The organism is Novosphingobium sp. SG751A, assembly GCF_013149295.1.
In the GTDB taxonomy this organism is placed as follows: Bacteria; Pseudomonadota; Alphaproteobacteria; order Sphingomonadales; family Sphingomonadaceae; genus Novosphingobium.
Genome location: NZ_JABGCB010000003.1, coordinates 242,069 through 262,507 on the forward strand (window position 1 = coordinate 242,069; position 20,439 = coordinate 262,507).

Genomic DNA, 20,439 nt, shown 5'->3' on the forward strand with positions numbered 1-20,439 from the left:
CTTGCTCTGGAGGCACTCGGGGACTGATCGATGGGGGCTTGGGGTCTTCCGTTTTTTCGTTTCCGTGCACAGGTTTTTCCTTATAAATCTATTCGGTAGAGGTGTCGACAGGCCGAATTTTGGTTATTCCGCCAGTGTTGCTTTAACGAAGTCGATAAAACTGCGATTGACTTCGCGCATCTCGCGCAGTGACACGAGATAGCCGGGATCGTTGGGTTTTATTGCGACGACTAGCCATGAGGCTTGGTGAAGCGCCGTGGCGTGACGAACTTTGGAAAACCCACTGCGAATAGCAGGGTGTCCCGCCGCCCCCTCAGACACGTTCGGGACGATAGAAGCGATATTGCTTATATGCCTCGCGATGACACGGCGGACCTGAATCATTTCCTTACGATTGTTTGCTGGCAACTCGACAGACCGACGCAGCTCTGCTGCAAATTCACCAATCACTCTCGACATTTCATCTCGTGCGTTCATGACGGTCTCCGCCTTAGGAGTTTTGCACCGGTCCTTTGCTTTCTATATTGTGAGGATATGCCTATCCTTGATAACTCCGTTTATTGCCAATGTTCAGCTTGATAGCGATAGACTTAGCGGATTTTAGAGAGTCAATCTAAAATTTTTCGCTTTATTGATTCGAGAATTTAGTATCCCGCCAGCGTATTTACTATGTTTCGCAAAGGTAGATTGGACTGCGCGCGCACCAAATTGTCGGATAGTATTGCGAGGCACCTGCCGATGTAGCCATGTGGCGCAGCTGCGGAAACGTGAGGATAGATCATTAAGTTCGGTACATCCCACAGTTCAGATGCAGCCGGCAGTGGCTCCTGCTCAAATACGTCAAGGATAGCGCCGGATAAGTGGCCGGACCGTAGCGATGCGACGAGTGCTCCTTGGTCAATGACGCCGGCGCGAGCGATGTTGAGAAGTCCCGCACCTGCCGGAAGGGCAGCGAATTGTTGTTCGCCCATCAGGTCACGCGTGTCGGCAGTAAGCGGACAAGCGAGTATTACGATATCGGTTCGGGCCAACTCGATAAGTAGCTGATCTGGTGTGCACATGTGGTCTATGGCAGGATGCGGTGCGGCAGAACGCCGGATGCCCGTTAGGGTGAAGCCGGCGGCTCCCAACCGGTCGGCGACCGCTCCACCAAGCGCGCCGACGCCGTAGATCAGCACGCGGTGCCCGGCGGCTAAATCGCGCAGATCTCGATGCCATAGGTGACCTCTTTGGTTAGTGGCGATGGCGGGCGCACGTTGATGAAGCATAAGCGCGGCCATGAGGGCGAATTCGCCAATCTTAGCGGCATGGACACCACGTGAGTTAGTCAGTGTGATGCCTGGCCGCAGCCACTCGAACGGCGCGTAATTCTCAACGCCAGCACCTATGCACTGGATGAGTTTCAGCTTGTCTGCTTCGTGTTCAATGGGCGCGGTCTCAAGTCTAACGGCGAGAAGGACATCCGCACGGCGCCAAGCGGTCAGATCGCGCTCGTCCGAGAACCGGCACGTCAGCTCTTTGAGCTGGCAAACCGGCTCGAGCGCCTCTCGCACCGCCTCAAGCGGGATGTGATACGCCGGCTCTACGCTGCGAGCATTCTCGACATAGACACGCGGCGCCCAACGCCACTCGGTGTTGCCATCAATCATAATTGGAATGATCCTCGAGCTTCAGAACTGGCGGCAATGGGAGCATGTTTCGCAATACGGGGTTTAAGCGGCGGCCTTTCGATGATCGTAGGTTTGAAAGCGTGCGATCGCGCCTGCATCCACTTCCGCACCCAGTCCTGGCGCTGTTGGAACCGGAAGCACGCCGTTTTGGACGGTCTTCTCAGCTGGATTCTTCAATACTTGGACGTAGTCGTTTGCCTCTGAGTAGTATGGATAGGTCTCGAGCGGCATCGTCATAGCCGACGCAGCGATCCCTTGGATTGAGGCAGCGGTGCACAGCGAGCTCGCGCAATTATGCACCGATATCCGTACATTATACGCTTCTGCCATCGCGGCTATTTGAACTAACTCAAAGATCCCACCGCAATTCCCGACGTCCGGCATCGCGATGTCGACGCCTCGTGTTTCAAGCAGATTGCGAAAGCCGCCGCGTGTATAGATCCTTTCACCCGCCGCGATGGGTATCGGCCAGCGCCCGGCCATGTCGCGAAGCCCTTGGAGGTTAAAAGCGTCTAGTGGTTCTTCGACCCAGATCAGGTCGAGTTCAGCACAGACATTCATGAAACGTATCAGCTGATCGTTGTTCAAACCGCCCGATAGGTCGAGCATGAGACCGATGTCCGGTCCAACCACGTTTCGAAGGGTTTTTATCCTTTCGATCGCGCGCTGAAATGTTGTGTCGTCGAGTTGCCGGCGCTGCACGTGGCGAAGAGTGCGGCCTTTTTGATAGGAGGCTAATGGGTAGCACTTAAGCTTTGTGTAGCCTTCCGAGATCGGCCGTTCGGCTGATTTGGCCCATTCGGTAACGTCGTCGTGCCTGGTGCTCCACCCGTTAGCATAAACCTCGATGGTGTTAGAAAACTTTGCGCCAAAAAGCTCGTAAACTGGGACACCCAAGAATTTCCCCTTAATATCCCACAGTGCTTGGTCGATTGCGCTCAACGCTGCAAAGACGATTGCTCCCCCGCCCTTGGTCCAAAAAGAGTTGTCGTATATTTCCTGCCAAAAATGCCGAGGATAGGTTGCATCCGTCCCAATAAGCGACGGTGCGAGAGTTGAGAGCATCTCAGCGGCTGCCGCGCCGCCAAGGCCGTATGCCACCGCAGCTTCTCCGTAGCCGACGATTCCGTCTTTTGTCGTCAATTCGACGATCACAGGATGCACGGGCCCGCTGCGAATGTGGAACACACGAAGGTTTTCAATCGTAAGCATCGGTCGACCTCAATTCTACTATTTGGACAGTTGTCACGACCAATGCTCTAAGGAGCATCAAGTGCAACAAAGAGTGGCTGAAAGCCATGCGAGCGTAGGCCATCGATTGCTGCGACAATTGCTTTCTGTCGGGCAGGACCTAAACTTCGCGAACTGATCTGCTTGAACTTCCGAATGATTTGTTCGCGATCCATCGGATTAGCAACGTCTCCTAGCGGATGCAGAACGGTCAACGATTCCAGGCCCCGGCCTTGATCGATGATCACGCGACCGGGCGTGGTCTTAGGGAACGAGTCTGCGAAGTCATCGTGTGCGACAAGCTCAATGCGGCTTGCGAGTTCGAGGACGCGCTCATCACCGAGGTGTCTGGGGTCAACGGGCTGGAGCGCCTCTACGCCATGGATCGCTGCGAGAGCGCAGCTGAAATAGAAACTGTATTGCGCACCTTCGAGTGTTGTCGGCGCGCGTTCGTTGATAAGCCCGAGGCCTCTTGGGAACGTCTCGATCCTCAGGCTGGTGACAGGCGTTGCAGGTTGTCGCAATGCGTGCAGAGCATCGATCGCAGCGTGCAGATGGCGGCAGCAAGCGTATGGTTTGAGATAGCAGTCTTCGACTGCCCAATGGCCACCAAGCCCATCCGTCAGAATCGAGCGGTCAAACCGATCTTCACAGTCGAGAAGATCTATGGGGCCCGTAGCACCGGCTCGCGCCCGGTATGCGCCGGTGAGGCCGGCGATCACAGCGGGCGGAATTACCTCTTTGACGGTACTGCCTTGATAAAGAGATGTCCCTTTGGAGTATGCGATCGGCCCCTCTGCTCCAGCGATTGCCATGGCGTGCGCCAGCTCGATCGGACTAAGCCCAAGCAGTCGGCCGGCAGCGACAGCAACACCGTAATTAACCCATCGTCCGCTGAAGTACGTTTCGATCGTCGGTGTGGGCCGAGAGGCTGCAACTCTGAGACCGACCTCGTAGCCAAGAGCGATGGCATCGAAGATGCGTTCGGAGGATGCATTTAGGCTCTGAGCTACCGCGAACACAGCAGGTATTATCCCGGCGCCAGGATGCCCAGCCGCACCGCGGTGGCCGTCATCGATATCCAAGGCACTCGCTGCTGCCGCGTTTGCCATCGCCGCGCCTGCGACACTGCTGGGTCCGTCGGCGAACCACACGGAGGTGCTGCCGGATCCGTATATATCCCGCGCTGTCGCCCGAGCTGCTTTCGCAAGGGTGGAGTTCAAGCCGGCGGCAGCCGACGAGACGAGGTCAAGGACCAAAAGGGAACAAGCGTCTACAGCGGAATCGGGCAGACTATTCTCAGCTTGATTAGCGGCGAAGTTCGCAAGTTCTTGAATGGCGTGCATGGAAGATTGCCTGCTGCGAGGAAGGGTAAGCGGATGACGTCTTGTCATTAGAGCACGACGCGGCGTCGACCGTGGTGGGCCATTGCTCGTTTGGTATTTATGCGGCTTGCGATTCACCCCGTTCGCTGCATTCAACGCCATACACCGCCTTCGCTCGATCCTTCGTCACAAAGCCGGCCCTGACATCCGCGAGCACCGCTTTACGGCTGCGTGTGCTGGGATCGCCGTAACCGCCGCCGCCCGGGGTATGCTGTGTCACGACGTCGCCAGCTTTGAGGATAGTCAGATCGCCGATGGTATGAGCGAGCCGAAACTCGGTATCGGTGCCCTCATTGATAACCCAGCTTCCGCCGTCGGCAGCTCCTCCGCCGAGCACGCCCTGGGGGCGGGACACGGACTTCTGCGACGTGTTTGCAAGTGTCGGGGCATCACCCAACACCTTGTACGACAGGGTTATACCGACGCCGCCACGATGTTGACCTGGTCCTTCAGTATCGGTCCGGTATTCACGCTTCAGGTAAAGTACCGGGGCGTCCATCTCGATCGCCTCAAATGGCGGAATATGGCAATTCGTCACATGGCAGGCCATCGCATCAATGCCATCGGCACGCGCTGTCGCACCGAGGCCCCCTGGGACAACCTCGCCAAACTGCCCGCGCTGCCCGGTTTCAGGGTTGGTGGCAGTAGTGAAGTTGTACATACATCCGCAGGAGTCGCCCATTACCCGCTCAGGAGCAGCATGGGCCAGGGCGCCCATGACAAGATCGACGATCGAGTGGCAAACGACCATACGCTGATACACGGCGGCGGGCGCGCGGGCATTTACGAGTGATCCGGGCGGAGCAATTACCTTGATCGGAACCTTGCACCCTTCGGTGTTCGCGATCGAGGAGTCGGTGATGGCGCGCACGCAATAGTAAACGGCCGCGAGCGTGGTGGCTAAGGGGCTGTTGATCGGCCCAGCGATTTGTGGGTCGGTGCCGGTGAAGTCAAATGTCAGTTCGCTGCCGCTTTTCGTCAGATTCAGCCGCAGGTAAAAGGGACCACCTTTTGCGCCGTCGTCGAGAATTGGCTCCTCATGGGTCCACGAGCCGTCGGGAATAGCGCAGATCTCCTCGCGAGTGCGTCGCTCGGCGAATTCCATAAGCTCGCGAAAACACGATTTGACAGTTTCGCCGCCGAATTTCTCGAACATCTCGAGGACGTCATGACCGGCGACTTGGACACTCGAAATTTGTGACAGAATATCGTTATGAACGATTTCGCGCGTGCGCGTATTGTTTAGAATGATGCTCAATACCTTTTTGTCGAGATGTCCTTTATCGACAATCTTCAGCGGCGGCACACAGAGCCCTTCATGGTAGATTTCGGTGTTCCAACCGCGCGTTCCCATATTCACGGCGCCGACATCGAGATGATGCACGAGAAGGCCAGTGAATGCGACGAGTTCGCCATCGAAAAAGATCGGGGAAAAGGCGAGATAGTCGTTGGTGTGTGAGGCCCCAAGCGATCCGTCGCCTAAATACGGATCATTGGTGATCACGATATCACCGGGGTTCCAAGCGGACACTGGGAAGTAGTGCTCGATAATCGTTTTGAGGCAGATGCCGACGGTGTTGAGCTGGATCGGTGGTCCTGCCTCCTCAGCGAGAAGGTGTCCGTGCGCGTCGAGGACCGACGCCGAGCAGTCTTCCATCTCCTTGACAATGAAAGAGTTAGCCGACCGGATCATGCGGCGGGTTATCCTCTGTGCCACGGCCTTGAGACCGTTACGGACGATTTCAAGGGTAACCGGATCGATTTTTGGAAGGTTAGGCATGATGTTCGACCTCCTTTTCGAGGGCTGGTTCGAATGTGACGGACGCGTCGGCGACCCCCTGCTCAAGGTGAAGGTTTGCAAATTGATCTACGTGACCGGCCCATTGGGGCGGAATGAAAAGCGTGCCGCCGGTATATTCGACAATCGCCGGAGCGGGGACGTCTTGCCCGGCGCGAAGATCTTCATGGCGATAGACGGGAATTTCGGTGCGCGTTCCGTTTGAAATCAAGACTTCACGGTAGCGATGAGGGGCGGGCTCCTTGCCTGACGCCGTGTCATAAGAGGCCAATTCAGGCCAGACGATATGCGGCGTCACGCCGATGGAGGTGACGCGAACTTTGACGATTTTGAGGCTTCGACCTTCGAGTCGATAGCCGTATACCTGCTCGTGCATGGCATCGAAGCGGTCGACCAATGGCTTGAATTCGTCGCTGCTGCCGCGCTGTATCTCGTCTTCATCGGTGGTCAGGTTCAACTCGTAATTTTGGCCTTCGTAGCGAAGGTCTAGCGAGATAACGAAGCGGCGCTGCGGCGCTGGGATGCTGTCCTTTTCCAAGGCAGCATTCGCTTCGATCAGAAGTTCCTTGGCAGCTTGTGCCATGTCTCGCTGAATTGCTCTGTCGAGCGGCGCGTAAAGCGTGCGTGCAAAGTCGTAGCGCGTATCGGCGCTCAGCAGGCCCATTGCAGATGTGTTACCCGGCGCTGGTGGGATCAGAACCTTCTTGATCGAAAGCGCCTCCGCAAGCCTTACGGCGTGCAGTGCGCCTGCACCGCCGAACGCGACGAGGGTGAAGTCTCTGGGATCGAAACCACGCTCGACCGACACGAGACGGATGGCATTGACCATATGGGCTTCGGCGATTGCTAGGATTCCGAGGGCGGCGGCGTCGGAGGAGATGTTGAGCGAGGAGGCGACCTGATCGACGGCCTTGTGCGAGAGGCTGGCATCAAGCTGTCGTGCGCCCGCCAGAAAGAAATCGGCGTTCAGACGTCCGGCGACGAGATTAGCGTCACTCACTGTCGCATCGGTGCCACCTTGGGCGTAGCAGGCCGGCCCGGGCCTCGAGCCTGCACTTTGAGGGCCTACGCGGAGCGAAGTACCGCCGTCGATCCACGCGATCGAACCGCCACCGGCGCCGATCGTGATCATGTCCAACGTCGGCACGATCAGCGGATGCGGTCCGACATGGCTGCGGTGCGCCAAGGTAGCCTTGCCATCATAGATCAGCGACACATCCGCGCTCGTCCCGCCCATATCGAGCGAGATGAGATTCTTGATCCCGGTCTGCGCGCTGAGCGCAACTGCGCCGACGATCCCGCCCATCACGCCCGAATGAGTGACACTGGCGGGCGCGTCGACGGCGGCTTGGAAGGTTGCAATGCCGCCATTGCCTTGCATCATCGTTGGTTTCACGAGAACACCATCGGCCTTCAACGCGGCTGAAAGCGAGGCAAGATGCTTGCGTAGGGGACCTTTGATGAAAGCACTGACGCAGGTCGTGCTTGTCCGCTCGTACTCGCGAAACTCGCGGCTCACGTCAGATGACAGCGAGATCTCAAGCGATGGGAACTCGCTATTCGCGATTTCCGCGATGCGCTGTTCATGTGCGGGGTTGGCATAAGCGTGAAGAAGACAGACCGCTACCGAAACTACGCCCTCACTGGTGAGCGTGCGCAACGCTGCACGCACCGATTCCTCGTCGAGCGGCTCGACGATATCACCCCGGTGATCCATGCGCTCGATTACGCCGAGCCGCAGGTGCCGCTGCACGAGCGGCTCTGCAGGGCGCCAATGGATATCATAGACGTCCGGCTTCCGCGAAGCGCGCCCGATCGCCAACACGTCGCGGAAGCCTTCAGTGGTGATCAGCCCGACGGGCGTCTGCTTATGTTCGATAAAAAGGTTGGTAACAAAGGTGCTGGCATAAACGAAGCGATTGATTTCGGAGAGGGCAAATCCAGCTCTCTGAGCTATCGCCTTGACGCCTTCGAGAATGCCGATTGTAAGATCGTGAGTAGTGCTCGGCACCTTGAGTGTCACGAGCTTGCCTTTACCCCCCAGCACCAGATCGGTGTGAGTACCGCCGGTATCGATCCCAATTGCGACGATGTCCTCACGGCGAAGTTCGCCGAGCTCATCCGCTCTTGAGGTTACTCCCTGCTTTTCTTCAAAGATATCCATGGCTGACCTTCAAACGAGAGGTGGAAAATAGGTACCGCGCGGAGGCGCGACGTCTGGGCGGAGCGCGTGACGCTCGGCACCGCACGGGCTAGGGGGCTGGCACGCTCATGCTATTGCGTCCGTCTCCCCCCGATACCGAGGTTTGCTCGGCAAAGTGACCGATATGGCGGCAACGAGGACGAGGCAGGCGATCAACAGCGTGAAAGCCCATGCGTAACTGCCACCCGAAGCCGAGAGTACGGCCCCAATGCCAACAGGCGCGATTGAGGCGGCAAACTGCCCGCCGGTGTTTATGAGGCCACTGGTGACGCCAATCCGGTCTGTGTGGATCGTGCTGACGGGCAAAGCCCAGAACGACCCGAAGAAGATGTTCAGCATCAGACCAGCACATGCCTGGCAGACAAGCACCATGGCAGCCGAAGAGGCGGTGAGCGTAAGGTAGAAGAAAATCGCTGCCGCGAGGACGGATAGAGTGATGGGGATGCGTCTGCTGGCGCTAAACCAGTGGTCGGAAATCCAACCGCCGAGGATGACGCCGACCGTACCGGCAAGGAAGGGCAACGATGCTCCGACACCCATCTGAAGTACTGAGAAACCGCGGACATCTATCAGATAGGTTGGAACCCAGGACAAGAATCCCCAATAAGCGAAGTCGAACACGAAGTAGATGAGCACATAGCGAAGGACGATCGGATCGCGTGTGATTTCCCGAAGCGTCGTCAGACCGCGTGGCGGCAAGACGGCGGCGGGTGCCGTCTCGGCTAGTAGAATCCCCATTTCCTCCTGAGTGATGTGTCTGTCCTCAGCTGGACTGTTCGGAATGAAGAGCCAATAGACTGCGGCAATGATGAAACCAGGGACGCACAGGGCCAGGAAAACGTACCGCCAGCTGCCGGAAGCAGACATGATCCCGACCACGAGAAGAGGTGCTATCCCAGCGCCAAGGCGGCTCGATGAGAGCATGATGGCGTTGGCGCTGCCGCGCGTGCGCTTAGGGAACCACAAGGCGACGCCTTTGGCCGTACAGGGGAAAAATACGCCCTCGCCAAGGCCGAACAGGAGTCTTGCGGCAATCATCTGTACGAAGCTCATCACTGACCCGGTTACAGCAGTCAGGATTGACCACCAGACGAGCGAAAAAGTTGTGACCTTACGCACGCCAAACCGATCCGCGAGCAAACCGCCGGGCACCTGGGCGATCGAGTAGGTTAAAAAGAACGCGCTCATGACCAACCCGCCTTCCACTGGTGTCATGTGGAAGTCCGACTTCATGAAAGGCAACGCGACCGTCATCGCGGTACGGTCAATCCAGGAGACGACCGATGCCGTGAAAAGGACGGCTAAAACTTGGTGCCTCCTCATTATCGCGAACGGTAGCTTCATGGTCGCTCTTCCCTGTTCAAGGTTACGGAGATCTGCTGTCGCATGTATCGCGACGGAAGGGCTTTGCTCACTATTGGAGCGCGCGCTGGCGACCGTTTGGGTGGGAATGGTCATGCTTCAACAATCACACCGAGCGGCTGCTATCGGTCATCCGATAGTATAATTTATGCGACTCGGCAGTCATCGTACGCCTAGCCATTACAGGCGGGACAGCGTGAGACAGATGTCCCGCCATGCATATCAGAAGTCGATCGAGAGCGAGACGGTCGCGGCGAAGGGCGCAGCCATATAATAGCCGGGCTTTGTGCCGGCTATCGTACTTCCGTTAAGCCCGATCGTGTTGTTGGAGGCATTCTGGATGGTGGCGACGCTCGCGATGTACTTGCCCTTCGTCAAATTGATGAAGTTCGCGCTGATGACGGGATGCTGCACAAACCCGACCGAAGGCAGCCGGGCACCAACCGATAGATCAAGCGTAGTGAAGCCAGGCATCTTCTCGTCGTTCATCAGGGTCGAGAATTGCGACCCGACATGTTTGACGGTGGCCGACCCGAACAGAATACCGCGGTCGTAATTCAGACCGAGATTGTACGACCACTTTGGGCTGAGCACCATGGATTTGCCGCGCGTGGGAAGGAAGTCGGTGCCTACGGGAAGGTTGTCGTCCAGCTTCGCATCTAGATATTGCGCGTTGGCGTAGAGCGAAAAGCCCGCATAGCGATGCGACGAGACTTCAGCAGTGGCGCCCTTGAAGGTCACACCACCCGCTGAAAGGACGGCCTGGAGGTTGGTTCCATTGATCGATTGCAGGGACTGGACCTGCTTGTTCTGGAGCTTGACGTGAAACAGATTCGCATCGAGGTTGAAGGCGCCGTGATAGCGCAGGCCGAGTTGCTCTCCGACGCTCGTTTCGGCCTCTGCCGCCGTATTCCCTACTACGGTCGGTCGACCGGTCGAGACATTGTAGACGTTGACATAGGTCGTGATCGGTAGCGGCATGCGAGCGTTCATGACGACGTTGCCGTAAAGCTGAATTTGGCTGGTCGCATCGAACGAAACGCTAAGGCGCGGCTGCCATTTTTTAATGGTAGCTTTGAAACCCGCTTGGCTGCCCGGTAAATAATTCGTGCCGGACGCCTGGTAGATCGTATATTTCGTACCGAGGGTGATCTGTAGTCTGTTGTCGATGAAGGACTGTGTATCGCCAATAAATAACTGGTTGATTTCAGTTTCGATTTTGAAGTCGGAACCGCTGATAGCTGTCCCATCGGCGGCGCGCAGGGCGTAGTTAGGGCCTATGCCTCCAACCTCGCCATTGGTGTTAAGTGGATTCAGTACAGCTTGAACACGGTCATCCCATTTGTCGTACCAATACCCGAGAATTAGGTGGTTTGTGTCGCTGAAGTCGTGCTCGAGGAAGGCATTGACGCCATACTGGTACTGCTTTGCGAGTTGGTTGTTTGTCGCATAAATGCGGCCGCCAACAAGTAAGGCTGGATCGAAAACGGGAGTAATCCGTGTGGCGCCGTTATATGCTGATGTTGGCACAACGCTCGTTCCGCCCGGCGAGACCGATCGCGTATACTTGAAATATGGGGTGATGTGCAGACTCGTGGTATCCGAGAGAGTTATATCGTTCTTATTCGAGACCATGACGGTCTCACGTTGGAAGAGGTATGACCTAAAGTAATTAGTGCTGCCGGTTGCCGGATACGTCCCTAGATAGGGAATTGCACTGAAATCGTTCGCTGTATCGGCCGCGTTGAATGTTGCCAGCGTAATGATCGGCAGGCGCGCATTGACCAGATCATTATACGACACGAACAAGGTCGAAGTACTGCTGTTTCCCCAATCCTTCTTGGCCTTGAAGTCGATATGATCGCGGGTGCTGTGACCGGGGCCGATATAGACGTCGCCCCCAGTCCGCGAATAGGACAGGAATGAGGTCAGGCCGGTATTGCCGATCTCGCCGGAATCGACTCGGGCAAAGCCGCGTCGGCCCTTGAAAGAGCCGAGCGAACCTGTGAGACGGCCACCGAACGTGTTGCTCGGGTCTCTGATCGACTGAATGAACTCGCCGCCGGTCGCGTTGAGGATCGGATCCTGAAGGCGCGAGTTGCCTGCCATTACGGTGATGTCTGAGATATTCTCGTTGTCCGCATAGGCTTCGGTATATGGATTGTAGGTGGCCGGATCGATGCCCGGAACACCCTCCACGAGCCAGCCGATCTCGGTCTGGTCGAAGCCGCGGATCGACACGTAATTGCGAATGGCCAAGCCATAGGCATCCGTCGATCCAGCGTTTACCCCGGGAATGGTCGAGATCAACTGAGTTGGTGACGACAGCGGCGTCTTGAGCGAGATCGCGTCGGAGCCGACCGACGAAACCGCTTGCGGTGCGCGCTGAACCTTCATCAGGCCGCCCACCAAACGGTTCGTACCGGTGATGACGATTTCTTCCGGGTTCGTGACCTTTATCTCCTCCGAGTTTGTAACCCGGCCACTTTGCACTTGATCATCCTTCGATGGCGTGGCCGGCGTCGACTGGGCAAATGCCTGTCCTGCAGCGATGTTGGCCATGACAATCGTGATTGCAGTTAGACATTTCATCGACGTGCTTCCCTGGGTCGTATATGTTTTCATGATCCGCAGCCCCTTTTGCTCCTGAACCCTGCCGCTTATGATGCTCGGTTGACAGGACTCGCAAGTCTTTAATAATGATTGGAGCGATCAAGAAATTTGATCAAACTGCCATGGGTGGGAGCTACCGAATTGAACGTGACGTTTCTTGAAACATTTTATTGGCTCGGCACGCTAAAGAGCGTGAAGGAGACGGCTGCTCGAATGCGGATCGCGCAACCTGTCGTTTCTATGCGGATGGCCGCGCTCCAGCGGTCGCTCGGCGTGGAGCTCTACAAAACGAACGGCAGACGCATTGAGCTAACGCCAATGGGGCAACGTGTGCTCCGGAAATGCGAGGCAATCGTACCACTGGCTACAGAACTACAGGAAGAGGTGCGGCAGGGAGAAAAGGACAGGATAGTTCGGGTTGGAGTCACAGATGTCGTTGGCATGTCATGGTTGCCAGCATTCTTAATGCATCAGCGGGATCATCACCCCGATGTGACACTGAGCATTATCACCGGGATTTATATCAAGCTTGTCGAAGCGGTACGCAGGGAAGAGGTAGATGTCGCTTTCGTTATCGGCCCTATCGAGGATCCTACGCTTTCCAGCGTCGATCTATGCGACTACGCCATTAGATGGGTGGGTTCACCGACGCTGGTGGAGGGCCGCATACCTACTAATGTGGTCGAGCTGGCGCGTTTTCCGATCGTCCAGACTCCCGTTACTTCATATGGCTACCAGCAATTGTTGGACTATTTCCGTTGGCACAATGTCTCAACCTTAGAAGGATTAAGTCCCAAGCAATGGGTAGACGTCGGCTTTGGGACGATGGTTTGTGCGCATTTTGCCCGCGAAGGTGCTGGTGTGACTGCGTTGCCAGTTGCGCTCGTGGCTGATCAGCTTCGATCCGGGCAATTGGTAGAGCTCCCGGTCAAGCAGGAGGTTCCCGCATGGGAGTTAATCGCGCTCTATCGTCGTCAGAATGAGTCTGATGTTATCAGCAAGGTCGTAGACTCGGCGAAGGCGGCTGTCGCTCGCTATGCTGAAACGGCTGACGAGCGGCATTTCCGCTGATGCCGAGCGTACGGGTTTGCTGATCAGTGATGTAGTCGAGGGCTCTCTCAGATGGCCGGGACGCCGTCGGATCATCATCGAAGTCGCGCAGAGTTGTCGGGCATAAAGCTCGTCACGCGAGTTGAGATGGTGCCGTTTTTCTGGACAGGTTGCTAAGCTCAGCCTGATCTGAGGAACGGACTGGAATGAAGACGACGAGGAAGCGCTACAGTGCGGAGTTCAAGGCGACGGTTGCGATGGAGGCGATCCACGCTGACGGAACTGGCGGCCATCGCCCTCGCCGGCACTAGGATCGTCGGCAGATGGCCGAAGCGCAAGGCGTCGATAAGCGGGCCAGGCACGATCTTTTCGCAGATGCCTAGAAGCGCCGCGCTGTCGAACATGCCGTGGCTCAATGCCACCGCAGTCGACAACGCGAGCGTGTCGCGGCTGAACAACGACAGTGCCATGCCGCGCTAGCCTTGGGTCACCCCGGCGCACATCGCCGGCACTCCGCCCGCGACCTGCGCGGTGATCCTCGCTTCGCGCGCCCACAGCTTCATCTGATCAGGGCAGCACCCGTAGGGCCGGTGCGCCGGCAGCATGTCATTGAATGCGGTGACGATGCCGATGTTCATTCGGCCACCGGCCCGGATCGCCGCCTTATCCTCTCCGGCGGCGGCGAAGCAGTGTGCGAGATTTCCGCAGGACAGGTTCGGCCGGTAGACGCCGCTATCGCGCTCGCGCGCAATCAATTCGAGATAGCGGGTCCGCGAAGACCGAGAGCGCTCGATAACCCTAGCCGATTGCCTTCAATCGTCCGCACCAGCGCCTCAGACGTCAGCGCTTGAGGCGTCTCGTCATTCAACGAGCTGAGTGCCGTTCCGAGAATTCGCATATCGGGCGGAAGCAGGCCGTCGCTCTCAAGGCCGAACAGCGATGGTAACAGCATACGTTGTGACAGGTCTCCGGTTGCTCCGAAAAGCAATAACGTAGGCATCAGATCGTCCCTTTGTGTCGCGTTCGCAGGCGGCCTGCGGGGTATTTCGCGCGCGCCAGAGCGTGCATTGGTCAGAAGTCCGGTTTCCGGGAGATCAGGCCGAAAGCGACGATGACGGCGTAGCAAATCGCTGGAATCAGCAGCGACGCACGCAGGCCGGATATGTCTGCCATCTGCCCGGTAAGTGGTGGAATAATCGCGCCGCCGACAATCGCCATGCAGATGACACCTGAACCTTCGGCTGCACGCTTGCCCAAACCAGCACTCGCCAGCGTGAAGATCGTCGGAAACATGATCGAGTTCATCAGGCCGATCGCCAGAAGCGCCCACCCGGAGACTGCGCCGACGGTATTGGCCGCGATAAGTATGAGAAGGATCGCTGCAGTCGCGACGCCCGCCAGTACCTTGCCCGGATTGATGACACGTAGGATGCCAGCGCCGACAAAGCGACCGACCATCGCGCCACCCCAGTAGAAGGCGACATGCTGACCAGCAGCTTCCTGGCCGAGATTGAGGGTGTCCGTCTGCGTTAGATAGCTGACGATCAGCGAACCGATCGCGACTTCGGCGCCCACGTAGAGAAAGATGCAAAGGGCCCCGAAAGAGAAGCGTCGCTGCCCAAGCAGATTAAACGCGCGCAAGATGGGGGTATCATCCGTAGCGGTATTGGCTAGCCGCCCGCGCCGGAGCCAGACCACTCCGGCCACGACCATGAGAGCTACTGCAAGTCCAAGATAGGTCTTGACGACCACCTGAGATTCGGTCGCGCGGTAGGCATCGAGCGCCGTGCCCGACAGCGCCGCTACGTTCACTTCCTTCAGCGAACCGAGGATGAGCATTGAACCCACAATCGGGAAGAGGGTCGTACCGAGCGAATTGAACGCCTGGGCGAAGGTCAGGCGGCTGCTGACCGTTCGTGACGGCCCGAGCAAAGAAATGAGCGGGTTCGCAACGACCTGAACCGTCGTGATTCCGGCCGCAAGCACGAAGAGCGCGACCAAGAAAACACCGAAAGTGGCGGACGCAGCCGCCGGGATGAAGAGCAAACAACCCGCCGTCATCGTCAAGAGGCCGATCGACGCGGTCGTCATGTAGCCGAAGCGTCGCACGACTGCCGCTGCCGGCACTGAAATCAAGAAATAGGCAGCGAAAAACGCCGATTGCACAAGCATGGCCTGAGCGTAACTGAGCGTGAACAAGTCCTTCAGCTTCGGAATAATGACGTCGTTCAAACTGGTAATGCCGCCGAACACCAGGAAGAGGGCGAACACGAAGATGCGGAGATCCGGAGCATCGATACTGTTCTCGGGCGATCCGCCGACTGCAACCGGGTCCGTCGATGAAATGGCTTCGATGTTTAATTGCATGGCTTTGCCCTCACACAGGACACGCTTTTCCCACAGCGACCGATGACCATACCAGGAGTGGTGTTGCTTTTGCCTGTCATCTGTCAGGCAGATCTGCGCGCTGTGCCAGCAGTAGAGCGCCAGTGATTCCAGCACGATCAGACAGATCAGGCGCGACTATAAAGGTGTCATTGCGGATGGTCGGACCGTCGAGGTAACCGCCGAGCCAATACCTCATGCGGTTAGCTATTGCGCGATGAAGACCTGCGACTTTCGATACGCCTCCGCCAATCACAATTCGATCAGCGGACATTGTAAGCGCCAATGTCGCACAAGCCTGACCAAGATAGTCAGCAATTATCCTGTGTGCTTGATGATCTTCAGGCAGACGATCCAGCGAGGTACCCCATCGGCGCTCAATCGCCGGGCCGGATGCGAGACCTTCCAGACAGTCTCCATGATAAGGACAAGATCCAGAGAATCCCGTATCTGCCGCACCACGCGAGATACGAATATGTCCGATTTCAGGATGCAGGTTTCCGCGGACGGGTACACCATCTATGACGATGCCGCCGCCTATCCCGGTCCCAACCGTGAGGTAGATTCCACAACGGCTTCCTCGCAAGGCGCCAAACTGATATTCAGCGATCGCAGCCGCGCTGACGTCCGTTTCCAGTTCAACCGGTATCGCGTATGCGTCGATCAAAGGCTGAACGAAGCTTGCACCTGTCCAGCCGAGTTTGGGAGTTGCGATCAGCCTTCCCCAGTCAGAAGCTGTGCGGTCGAGGCGGACGGGGCCGAAAGACGCCACACCAAACGATAATATTTTGACACGGTATTCTTCAAAGAAGCCGAGTATGCCTTCGATCGTAGCCGTCGGTGTTCCGGTTTCTATACGATCCGTCGCGACAATGTCCGTCGCGCTTCTGCCGACGGCGACATTGACCTTTGTTCCACCAGCCTCGATCGCGCCATAAAGCCGATCCTCGTCGGGACGCTTAAACGTATGGCTTATGAACAAACAAATTTCCTTTGATTGAGTGGGGGGGGTGTCGGTCACAAGAGTCCAGTTCTCGCTGCGCTCTGAAGCACGCCGATTGCACCGTCGTTGTCGAGAGCAGTCAGCCAATGGCGGATGCTAGATTTCAGGCGCGGATCGCTGCCGAGATCTCCGAATATCTCAGAGACATCGAGGAATAAGGCGGGATCTGCAATCGTCTGTGACAGCTGCTGAAGTTGCTCTTCCGATTTACCCATCGGCCGACCAGAGGTCGGCAGCGCTGCTTCTACTTTGACGCGTTTGAGCCACGCTGCGAGTCCCAAACTCAAAAGATCGATTGTACCGCCGATAGCCATGCGATCGCGCAAGGGATCGAGTAGGAGATTTAATGGAGCGTCGGCATTTATGCGTTGCAGCTTGTCGTGGATGGCCGGGTTCGCAAAGCGCTCCACGAGCGTTCGTTGATAGACGGCAAGATCGATTCCGGGAACCGGAGGCAACGTCGGGCCTGTCTCGCTCTCCATCAATCGCTCCATATAACGACGGATGAATGGATCTTCGATCGTTTCGCGAACTGTATCGTACCCAGCTAGAGTGCCCAGTCCGGCGGTCGCTAGGTGGCTGGCATTGAGTAGGCGAAGCTTCATCTTCTCATAGGGCGAGACGTTAGTGACAAATTGCGCCCCCACCCGATCCCAGTCGGGGCGACCGTCGCTGAACTCGTCCTCCAGTACCCACTGCCGAAAAGATTCTGCGAAGATGGGAGCCTGGTCGAGCGATCCGCTCTGTTCTTGGAATTCTCTTCTTTGGTCAGCACTGGGGACCGGTGTGATCCGGTCCACCATCGAACAAGGGAAACGGCAATTCTCGTCGATCCAAGCGGCGAGATCGGCGTCGACGCGTTCGGCGTAGGCGAGAATGGCAGCACGAAGTACGCGGCCGTTGTCGTGGATGTTATCGCACGACAAAGCGGTAAACGGCCTCCGATCCTGGTCTCGCCGGCGGCGGAAGGATTCGACGAGGATACCGATGAGGGTCAGTGGTCTTTGGGGTTCGGAAAGGTCGCGCTTGATTGCCGGATCCTCGAAATTGAGTCGCCGCGTAGCGCTGTCGAGGTGGTAGCCGTGCTCCGACACAGTGATGCTGACGATCCGGATCAATGGACCGGCTATCGCATCCAGCAAGGCAGTGCTGTCTTTCGAAGCGTCGACAGCGCGTATGATCGAGCCAACGAGAGTGTGCGTTTCGCCATCCAAATCGCGCTCGATCAGCGTGAAAAGCCCGTCTTGCTGGTTCAGCGTCTCGAGGAGTGGGATGTCGGTGGCGCGCAGCCCCGCTCCGATGATACCCCACCGCAAGGCTGCTTGATCGACCTCCATCAGGTCGTGGGTATAACGAGCGAAGTGCGCGCGATGAAATCCGCCAAGGCCGATATGGACGATGCCAGGGGCAACGGCGGTCATATCATAACGTGGTATAGTGATGCCGCTGGCGGTGCCGGGCGCTCGACGACTCATGGGTTCGAGATTTGCTTCATTCATCGCGCTGCGGCCTCCCCATCGCCGGGAGACTTGATCGATAGGCACAGAAAGGCGGAGATGAGGTGCAGCGATGCGTAAATCCACACTACCCCCTCAATGCCCAGCGATCCGATGAACAATGTCCCGATCAATGGGCCGATCGCGGCCGACGCCCCCGCGCCGAAACTGTATGCGGACATCACCTGCCCCCTTCGTTCGGGAGCCTGCGCGGTCATCATCGGTGGAAGAGCGACATATCCCGCCAATGCGATCCCGTAGATGGCCGAAGCGATAACGGCGACGCCATAATTGGCAGGTGCGAGAGTTGGCGCGTAGTAGAGAATGAGACAGGCCGCCGCGCAGAAAGTGCCACCGAACAACGCCGTTGATTTGCGCCAACTCCAACGGTCGCTGATAATACCCACGGCGACTACTGCCGCCATATTGGCGCCCATCATGATCGATAGCAGCGTTGCCCATTGCCCCAACGTGAACCCGAGCCGCTGAGTGAAGAGTATTGGGAAAAACACCCAGATCCCGAACTGCGACGCGGTGTTGATCACGCGCGCTATCGCTCCGCGTCCCACAGCTGGAGTGGAAAACATGATTGTTATGCCGCCAAGCAGGACATCCTTAATCGAACCACCCCCCGCAGCACGCAGCGGCGTCCGACCAGTTGGTTCTTTGAGGAGGTAGATGGCGGTTACGGCGCCGGTCGCCACCAAGGCCAAAGAGACCCACAGCATGCCAACAGGACGTAATTGAGGCAGAAAGCGAGCGGCGAGCAACGACCCGATCACAGGATAGCCAGCTGTGAAAGAAAACCAGAACCAGCCGAGGGCGGTATTGAGCCTGTCTTTCGGCGTGCCGGCCATCAGCCAGATCATAAAGCCGTAAGCGAACAGCGGATAACCGAACCCTCGAAGGCCGTAGGTAATCACGAGAAGGACAAAGCTATGTGTTGGCAGCGCGACAACCAACATGGCCAGATGCAGCACGAGCCAAACTATCGCACCTGCCATCATCACCTTACGCGGCCCCCACAGATCAGACAGGGCCCCAGCGAAATAGGCGCCCATAGCCGCAGTAATGCCATAGAAGGTGAAAACCGCTCCGACTTGCGGCTCACTGAAGCCGAAATCGAAAAACATGCGCGAGAGGAAACTGGTCTCCACGCCGTCGCCGATCATGAATAGCAGCAAGCCGAGATATCCGAGCACAAAGCCGGCCGGGATGCCGATCCTCGGGAACACCCCCAGTTTCGCTTTTTCTTCCACGATCTTCTCCACCATTTTATCTCTTTTCTTCAGTGAGCACTCTTGAGCGCAGGACTTCTCTGTGTCCGGGCCTCGATCTCGCATCTGCTCGGTTGCCGTGACTGCGCCTAGCCGGGCAGGACGTTATGGTCTCAGCCCCCGACGAGAGCGTGCAGATGTGGGCAAATCCGATAGAAGTGAGCGCCGCGTCAGCGCGTCCTCAGCTGCGCAGGTGGCCCCGCTCAGTGATCCATTACCGCCGCGCACCTGTTGCAGCTCGGCTTTCGCTGCCAAGAAGTCCGCCTGATATCGTGGGCTGAGCCTTATCTGCTGGAGGCTAACGGTTACCCCCAGCGGCGAGGCTTCGACGGCGCTCATGTTGTGGGCACCGCAAAGGATGCGACTCTCGCCGTATGCGCGTGCTCTGGCGAAGAGAAAAGGAGCCCGATCGGGCAAAAGGTCGGCGAGGATCGATGCGACCGTCCAGCCGTGCGCCGTGTGTCCCGATGGATAGTCGTAGGATTTGACGAGATCGGCCTTGTTTTGGCAGATTGGCCCGCTGTCGATCTGGAAGGGACGCAATCTCTTCCAAGTTCGTTTTGCCGCCTCATTCGCCGCCTGAGTATCGGTATCGGCGGCAAACAGTAGGCGATAGGTTGCCGGTGTGGCGGTGGGCGAGAGCGGGAGCGCCGCAGAGCAACCAAAATCGCGCATGAGGTCCGGCATCAAATACGGGACGTCGCGTGTGGCGAGATCACCGCGAGGCGTGTGGAGCATTGCACGCGTCGCCAAGAAAACGCGCCGATCGGCATCGTAGCGAGGATCCGCCTTCTGTGGGGGTGGTGGTACCACCTTGGTCAGATCCGGAAGGGTATCCAGGTAGCCGGACCTTTGCGCTTCCGCATTGACGCTTCCACTCAGGCTGAGCGCCAGAACTCCGGACAGGCAGATCGCTGTGAGCAGGACCTTTTTCATCTACAACTCCGAATAGACCTCCTTTCTCTCG

At 57.5% G+C, this 20,439-nt stretch carries 15 protein-coding genes and 1 pseudogene; 1 reads left to right on the forward strand and 15 read right to left on the reverse strand.

Annotated elements, in window-relative coordinates:
- Positions 1–123: 123 nt before the first annotated feature.
- The 8 genes from FHW96_RS05580 to FHW96_RS05615 form a co-directional block, all read right to left on the reverse strand.
- A complete protein-coding gene (locus FHW96_RS05580; RefSeq protein ID WP_172339539.1) occupies positions 124–477 on the reverse strand; it encodes a hypothetical protein in 354 nt (117 codons plus the stop codon).
- A gap of 167 nt (positions 478–644) precedes the next feature.
- Positions 645–1,649: a D-2-hydroxyacid dehydrogenase gene (locus FHW96_RS05585; protein ID WP_172339540.1), complete on the reverse strand. Its 1,005-nt coding sequence runs from the start codon at positions 1,647–1,649 to the stop codon at positions 645–647.
- 63 nt (positions 1,650–1,712) lie between these two features.
- Entirely contained in the window at positions 1,713–2,882 is a 1,170-nt protein-coding gene (locus FHW96_RS05590; RefSeq protein WP_172339541.1) for a mandelate racemase/muconate lactonizing enzyme family protein, read from the reverse strand.
- A gap of 47 nt (positions 2,883–2,929) precedes the next feature.
- A complete protein-coding gene (locus FHW96_RS05595) occupies positions 2,930–4,246 on the reverse strand; it encodes an MmgE/PrpD family protein (protein WP_172339542.1) in 1,317 nt (438 codons plus the stop codon).
- Positions 4,247–4,343: 97 nt separating this feature from the next.
- Positions 4,344–6,065 (reverse strand): hydantoinase B/oxoprolinase family protein, encoded by a 1,722-nt coding sequence (locus FHW96_RS05600; RefSeq protein WP_172339543.1) that lies wholly within the window; start codon positions 6,063–6,065, stop codon positions 4,344–4,346.
- On the reverse strand, positions 6,058–8,247 hold the full coding sequence (locus tag FHW96_RS05605; protein ID WP_172339544.1) for a hydantoinase/oxoprolinase family protein: 2,190 nt from the start codon (positions 8,245–8,247) through the stop codon (positions 6,058–6,060). Before FHW96_RS05605 ends, FHW96_RS05600 begins: the two co-directional genes overlap by 8 nt.
- Before the next feature lie 105 nt (positions 8,248–8,352).
- A complete protein-coding gene (locus FHW96_RS05610) occupies positions 8,353–9,744 on the reverse strand; it encodes an MFS transporter (protein ID WP_172339545.1) in 1,392 nt (463 codons plus the stop codon).
- Between the two features lie 126 nt (positions 9,745–9,870).
- A complete protein-coding gene (locus FHW96_RS05615; RefSeq protein WP_172339546.1) occupies positions 9,871–12,273 on the reverse strand; it encodes a TonB-dependent receptor in 2,403 nt (800 codons plus the stop codon).
- A 135-nt stretch (positions 12,274–12,408) separates the two neighbouring features.
- Here FHW96_RS05615 and FHW96_RS05620 point away from each other — a divergent pair, with 135 nt between their 5' ends.
- On the forward strand, positions 12,409–13,332 hold the full coding sequence (locus FHW96_RS05620) for a LysR family transcriptional regulator (protein ID WP_371815648.1): 924 nt from the start codon (positions 12,409–12,411) through the stop codon (positions 13,330–13,332).
- A 242-nt stretch (positions 13,333–13,574) separates the two neighbouring features.
- On the opposite strand, the pseudogene FHW96_RS05625 reads toward FHW96_RS05620, so the two are convergent.
- From FHW96_RS05625 to FHW96_RS05655, 7 genes and pseudogenes are all read right to left on the reverse strand, one after another.
- Positions 13,575–14,066: pseudogene (locus tag FHW96_RS05625) on the reverse strand (dihydroxy-acid dehydratase); the annotation flags it as partial.
- Complete coding sequence (locus FHW96_RS26665) at positions 14,063–14,311, reverse strand: hypothetical protein (RefSeq protein WP_172339548.1); 249 nt, start codon at positions 14,309–14,311, stop codon at positions 14,063–14,065. The gene FHW96_RS26665 and the pseudogene FHW96_RS05625, both read right to left, overlap by 4 nt.
- A 71-nt stretch (positions 14,312–14,382) precedes the next feature.
- The gene (locus FHW96_RS05635) at positions 14,383–15,678 is read right to left on the reverse strand and encodes a sugar MFS transporter (protein ID WP_172339662.1); all 1,296 of its coding nucleotides are present in this window, start codon (positions 15,676–15,678) and stop codon (positions 14,383–14,385) included.
- A gap of 76 nt (positions 15,679–15,754) precedes the next feature.
- Positions 15,755–16,717 (reverse strand): ROK family protein, encoded by a 963-nt coding sequence (locus FHW96_RS05640; protein ID WP_172339549.1) that lies wholly within the window; start codon positions 16,715–16,717, stop codon positions 15,755–15,757.
- Positions 16,714–18,198, reverse strand: a complete 1,485-nt coding sequence (locus FHW96_RS05645; RefSeq protein WP_172339550.1) for a mannitol dehydrogenase family protein — start codon at positions 18,196–18,198, stop codon at positions 16,714–16,716. The genes FHW96_RS05640 and FHW96_RS05645 overlap by 4 nt, the downstream gene beginning before the upstream one ends.
- Entirely contained in the window at positions 18,195–19,469 is a 1,275-nt protein-coding gene (locus FHW96_RS05650; protein WP_172339551.1) for an MFS transporter, read from the reverse strand. Before FHW96_RS05650 ends, FHW96_RS05645 begins: the two co-directional genes overlap by 4 nt.
- A gap of 108 nt (positions 19,470–19,577) precedes the next feature.
- Positions 19,578–20,408 (reverse strand): phosphatase PAP2 family protein, encoded by an 831-nt coding sequence (locus FHW96_RS05655; RefSeq protein WP_172339552.1) that lies wholly within the window; start codon positions 20,406–20,408, stop codon positions 19,578–19,580.
- Positions 20,409–20,439: the final 31 nt, after the last annotated feature.